Source organism: Streptomyces sp. NPDC054956 (assembly GCF_053609185.1).
Genome location: NZ_JBSGXB010000420.1, coordinates 1 through 5,531 on the forward strand (window position 1 = coordinate 1; position 5,531 = coordinate 5,531).

The following is a 5,531-nucleotide window of genomic DNA, read 5'->3' on the forward strand; positions in this document are numbered from 1 at the left end:
CCGTCCGCCCGCCCGGATGCGTCGTGGTGCCCGCCCGGCCCCGGGGCTCGTCAGAGCCAGAGCGTGTTGGCCGCCATGCGTTCCGCCTCCGTCTTCAGCAGGGGCGCGAAGGCGCGCCACAGGAGGAGGCAGGCGCCCGCGGCGGCCAGGGCGCCGGCGAAGGTGTCGGTGAGCCATTGGGCGTGCTGCCAGGTGCGGCTCCACATCATGGCGCCGGTGTAGGCCGCGCCGAACAGCCACCACCAGCGCCGGCCGCTCGGCGGGAACAGCGTCACCGCGGCCGCGATCACCAGGGCCACCGCCGTGAAGACCTGGCCGGAGGGGTACGAGCCGTCGTTGACCAGGACCCAGGTGTGCGGGGGCCGCGGCCGGTCGGCCAGTTGCTTCAGGGGCAGGACCACGAACACGTTGGCCACGATGGCCGTGGAGAAGACGAAGAGGCCCGACCGCCAGCGCCCGTACATGCACAGGCAGCCGATCAGCATCAGCGGCAGGACCGTGCCCAGCGGTCCGCCCAGCCGGTCGAGCACGATGGCGAAACCGCTGGCGGCGTCGGCGGGCGAGCCGTTGAGCGAAGCGGCCCACGCGTCGTCGAGGTCCTGGAAGAAGGGCCGTTCGTCGACCCGCAGGAGCAGTCCGGTCAGCAGGGACAGGAGGGTCAGTGCCGCGCCCCCGGCGAGGGCGTAGCGGGGCGGAGCGGCCGGTACGGGGCGCCGCGGCGGCCGGGTGGGAACCGGCGGCGGGGTAGGGGCGGGTGGGTGGAACGCGTGCATGGCGGAACCTTTCGCGGTCGCCTCCCCGAGCGGTGGGGGCGTGCGGGGAGGGCCGTACGGGTGCGGAGCGCGGGGATGAGCGGAAGGGCCGGGGCAGGCCGGCGCGGCGGGGAAACCGCGGGGATGGGCGGGCCCTGCCGGGGCGCGGCGGCGGGGCCGTCGCGGTGCGCCACGGAGTATTGCGGAAGCGTGACCACCGCCACAAGGGCAAGAGGGTTTTCGGTCGGGCCGGGCCCCGCCGATGGCCCCAACTAGGTGGTTACACGTGATCCACCTGGCCTCGGCGTTCGGGTCACGATCTGTACGGAGACCCGCGTGAACCCTTGGCTAGAACCGCGAACGGGTGCTACACAGTGTCCAAGCACCTGAAGTGACACGTGTAACAACATCGCGTGAACCGCATTGCACTGAGCCACATCGCACTGAGTCACACCGCACTGAGCTACACCGCATCGCGCCACACCGCACTGCGCCACATCGCACCGCACTGCACGCACCGCACTCAGCAATCGCACCGCGTCAGCCGCAGCGCGCTCGGCGCGGCACTCCCGGCGACGCCCTCGTGCGAGACAGCACCCTCGGCGTCTCCGTCCTCCCCGTGCACCGCACCCCGGCGGTCCCCCACGCCACCTCCCCGCTCCGTCCCCCGAGGAGTCGTCATGGCTACGAACGAGATCATCGACCCGCCCGTCCCGGCGGATCCCGAACCCTCCCGCGGACGCGGGCTCATGCTCCTCCTGCTGGTCGCGAACTCCGCGATGATGGCCGTCTACATGGGTGTCGGCTCGATCCTGCTGCCCACCCAGATCGCCGAGATCGCCGGTGACGACAAGGTCGCGGTCCTGGGCCTGATCGGCGGCATCAGCGCGATCTTCGCCACCGCGTTCAACCCGATAGCCGGCGCCCTCTCCGACCGCAGCGGCCGCCGCAACCCCTGGGTGCTCGGCGGCGCCCTCGCCTCGCTCGGCGGCCTGGCCCTCCTCGGCAGCGTCAGTACCGCACTGCTCGTCGGGATCGGCTGGTGCCTGGTCCAGGCGACCATGAACGTCTACCAGGCCGCCGTCACCGCGATCGTGCCCGACAGGGTCCCCGCCGCCCGGCGCGGTACCGCGTCCGCGCTGGTGGGACTGGGTCTGCCCATCGGCGGCACGGTCGGCGTGCTCATCGCCTCCCAGACCTCGGAGCACCTGCGCACCGGATACCTCGTCTTCGGCGGGGTCATCGCCGGAGCCGCGCTGCTGCTCACCACCTTCTGCCGGGACGTACCCCGCTCCGAGCCGGCCCCCGACGCGCCCGCCGCCCCCAAGGGGGCCCAGATCAAGGCCTTCCTCTCGGCCCTCGCCAACCACGACTTCCGCTGGGCCTTCATCGGGCGCGCCCTGATGGTCCTCGGCTACTTCTCGGTGGTCGGCTACCAGCTCTACATCCTGGGCGACCACATCAAGCTCCCCGAGGGGCTGACCCCGCCCGCCGCGATGGCGGTGCTCACCCCCGTGTCGATGGTCGCGATGGCCGTCTCCACGGTGGTCGGCGGACTGCTGTCCGACCGGTGGAACCGCCGCAAGGTGTTCGTGGGCGTCTCGGCGGCCCTCGCCGGAGTGGTCATGGTGGTTCCCGTCGTCAGCCCGACCTGGACCGGCATGCTCGTCTTCAGCGCACTCAACGGCCTCGCTTTCGGATGCTTCATGGCCGTCGACACCGCGCTCGTCACCCTGGTGCTGCCGCGGGCCGAGGACGCCGCCCGCGACATGGGCGTCCTCAACATCGCGAACGCCGGCCCCCAGATCATCGCCCCGTTCGTCGCCTCCGCCGTCGTCACGGCCCTGGGCGGATACACCCCTCTGTTCCTGGTCGGCGGCGCCCTCTCGCTGGTCGGCGCGCTGGCGATCCTCCCGATCCGCAGCGTGCGCTGATCCCGCCGTCCCCCGGTCTCCGGGCCGCCTCCTCATACCCGTGGGCGGCGGCGGCCCGGTCCTGCTCCGGCGGGCTCGTGCCGAGGGTCGCGAGCCCGCCGGTCCCCACCCGTGCCAGGCCCTCACCCCGTTCCCACACCACTCCCTCCCCGAAGGAGCGTTCTGTGCAACGCAAGCGAGTTCTGCCGTTGGCCGCCCTGCTGCTGTGCGCGCCCGCCCTCGCCGGCACGGTGCCCGCCGCCGCGGCCGAGCCGCAGGCCGGTCCGGCCCCCGCCCCGGTGCCCGCGGGCCCGCTGCGGATCCTGCTCACCAACGACGACGGCTACAACGCGCCCGGCATCCGCCTCGCCTTCGCGCGGCTCACCGCAGCTGGGCACGACGTCACCATCGTCGCCCCGCTCACCAACCAGAGCGGCGCCGGCACGAAGGGCTCGAACGGCCCGTCCATCAAGGTTCAGCACCCCGAGCCGAAGGTCTGGGCCGTCGACGGGACCCCCGGCGACTCGGTGAACTTCGGGCTCTCCGAGGTGTTCGACGGGAACGCGCCCGACCTCGTCGTCTCGGGCACGAACTTCGGTCCGAACGTGGCCGCCCTCGCCACCCACTCCGGTACGGTCGGCGGCGCCATCGCCGGACTGGACGCCGGCGTGCCCGCCATCGCCCTCAGCACCGGCGGCGTCACCGCCCCCGACCCCGTGACCACGGTCAACGCGATGGGGCCGACGCTGGACTTCGCCGTCAAGCTCATCGACCGGCTGCGCTCGCGGGCCCGGTCCGGCCCGCTGCTGCCCAAGGGCGTCGGACTGAACGTCAACCACCCCGTCGTCGGCGCCGACGGCAAGGGCACCCCCACCGGGGTGGCTACCACCTTCCAGGACCCGCAGGCGCTGCTGAAGGCCGTCTACACCGACGCCGGCGACGGCACCTGGAAGATCGGCGTGAAGGTCGACCTGCAGACCCCGGCCCGGGGCAGCGACGTGGAAGCGGTGAGCGCCGGGAAGATCGCGATCAGCCCGATGAACGCGGACTGGAACACCGGGACGGCCGACTTCGCCACCACCGCGACCCTGATCGCCGGCCTCCGCCCGTAAGTCCGCAGGTCCGTAACACCAGCCGCCCTTCCGGGGGCGGGGCGGGCGCACCGCGCCCCGCCCCCGGATCGTCTTGAACCAGGAGTACGGATGCAACGGCTCTCGAACCGGATCGCCCGGCTGTCCACGGCAAAGCGGTCTCGGGGAAGCGGCGCGGGGACGTGCCCCACTATCCCGAGGCCGCTTCGACCCCTGCTCGGCACGGTACTCGCGCTGGCCGCGCTGATCGCCGCGGCCCTCCCGGCGGCAGCTTCTCCCGGCGCCCTCGTCGGCACCATCTCCGGTGGCCCGTCGGACGGTTCGCCGCGCCCGGTCGTCTCCGTCGCGCAGGGCGCGCTGCGCGGCCGGGTCCACGACGGGGCGCAGGAATTCCTCGGCGTGCCCTACGCCGCGGCGCCGGTCGGGGAGAACCGGCTGGCCGCCCCGCAGCCGCCCCGGCGCTGGAACGGAGTGCGCGAAGCCGTCGAACAGGCGCCCGCCTGCCTGCAGTTCTCGCCGTTCGGGCTGCGCGACCCCGGGGCCGTCAGCGAGGACTGCCTGTACCTGGACGTGTACCGGCCCGGGCGGGCGCGTCCGGGGGCGAGGCTGCCGGTGATCCTCTGGATGCACGGGGGCGCGTACAGCCAGGGCACCGGAACCCAGTTCGGCGGACGCACGATGGCGGAGCTGACCGACAGCATCGTCATCAGCATCAACTACAGGCTCGGACAGCTGGGTTATCTGGGCCTGCCCGAACTCGGCCGCCAGAACCCGCTGCGCTCGGGCTCCTTCGGGCTGATGGACCAGGTCCAGGCGCTGCGCTGGACCCGCGAGAACATCGCCGCCTTCGGCGGGGACCCGGGCAACGTCACGGTCTCCGGCCAGTCGGCGGGCAGCGGTTCGGTGTGCGGGCTGCTGGCGGCCCCGTCGGCGGCGGGACTGTTCCACCGGGCCGTGCTCCAGAGCGGGCCGTGCACGCTGCTCCGTACCCCGGACGGCGCGCGATCCGAGTCCGAGGCGCGGGCCTTCGCGGCGAGCGCGGGCTGCGCGGATCCGGCCGTGGTGGTGGCGTGCCTGCGTGCCGCCTCCGGACAGGCGCTGGTGGACGCGGCCCGTACGCACCCGACTTCGGGCCCCGCTTCGGGCGACGGACTGCTCCCGAAGGACCCGGCCGCGGCGATCGCCGCCGGAACCTGGAACAAGGTCCCGGTCCTGATCGGGAGCACCCGCTCCGAGGCGCGCTTCTTCGTGGCGCTGACCCAGCCGGGGCTGACGGCCGAGCAGTACACCGGCCAGGTCCTGGCGGGCTACGGCGCGGCCGGGCCCGAGGTCCTCGCCCGCTACCCGGTCGCCGCGTACGGATCCCCGTACCTGGCCCTGTCGGCCGTCATGACCGATTCGACCTTCGCCTGCAACACCGCCTGGACCGCGCAGCTGTTCGCCCGGCAAGTACCCACCTTCGCCTACGAGTTCGACGACCCGGACTCGCCCACCCTGGCGGGCGCGCAGATACCGGGCCTGGACGAGTCGAACGCGCACAGCGCCGAACTGGCCTATCTGCACGACTTCACCATGGGCGAGCGGCCCCTGACCTCCGTCCAGGTGGCCCTGGCGACCCGGATGAAGCGCTACTGGGGTGCCTTCGCGCGCCACGGGGTTCCCGCGGTGGCGGGCCAGACCCCCTGGCCGGCGACCGGCCCCGGCGGCACGGTACTGACCCTGGGTCCCGCGGGGGACAGGCTCGACCCGGAGTTCACCGCCGGACACCAGTGCGC

The 5,531-nt window shown here is 73.2% G+C and carries 4 protein-coding genes; 3 read left to right on the top strand and 1 reads right to left on the bottom strand.

The window, feature by feature from the left end:
* Positions 1-50 precede the first annotated feature (50 nt).
* Positions 51-773, bottom strand: a complete 723-nt coding sequence (locus ACWGDE_RS35660; protein WP_453393222.1) for a phosphatase PAP2 family protein — start codon at positions 771-773, stop codon at positions 51-53.
* 659 nt (positions 774-1,432) lie between these two features.
* Here ACWGDE_RS35660 and ACWGDE_RS35665 point away from each other — a divergent pair.
* The 3 genes from ACWGDE_RS35665 to ACWGDE_RS35675 all read left to right on the top strand — a co-directional run.
* A complete protein-coding gene (locus ACWGDE_RS35665) occupies positions 1,433-2,686 on the top strand; it encodes an MFS transporter (protein WP_453393223.1) in 1,254 nt (417 codons plus the stop codon).
* A 164-nt stretch (positions 2,687-2,850) separates the two neighbouring features.
* Entirely contained in the window at positions 2,851-3,777 is a 927-nt protein-coding gene (gene surE, locus ACWGDE_RS35670) for a 5'/3'-nucleotidase SurE (protein ID WP_453393224.1), read from the top strand.
* Positions 3,778-3,867: 90 nt separating this feature from the next.
* Positions 3,868-5,531: carboxylesterase/lipase family protein (locus ACWGDE_RS35675; protein WP_453393225.1), on the top strand; the 1,664-nt coding region annotated here is incomplete at its 3' end.

Excerpts from the sequence above, each read along its gene's own strand:
- ACWGDE_RS35665 (WP_453393223.1), top strand. The coding sequence starts at position 1,433 with ATGGCTACGAACGAGATCATCGACCCGCCCGTCCCGGCGGATCCCGAA.
- ACWGDE_RS35660 (WP_453393222.1), bottom strand. The coding sequence starts at position 773 with ATGCACGCGTTCCACCCACCCGCCCCTACCCCGCCGCCGGTTCCCACC.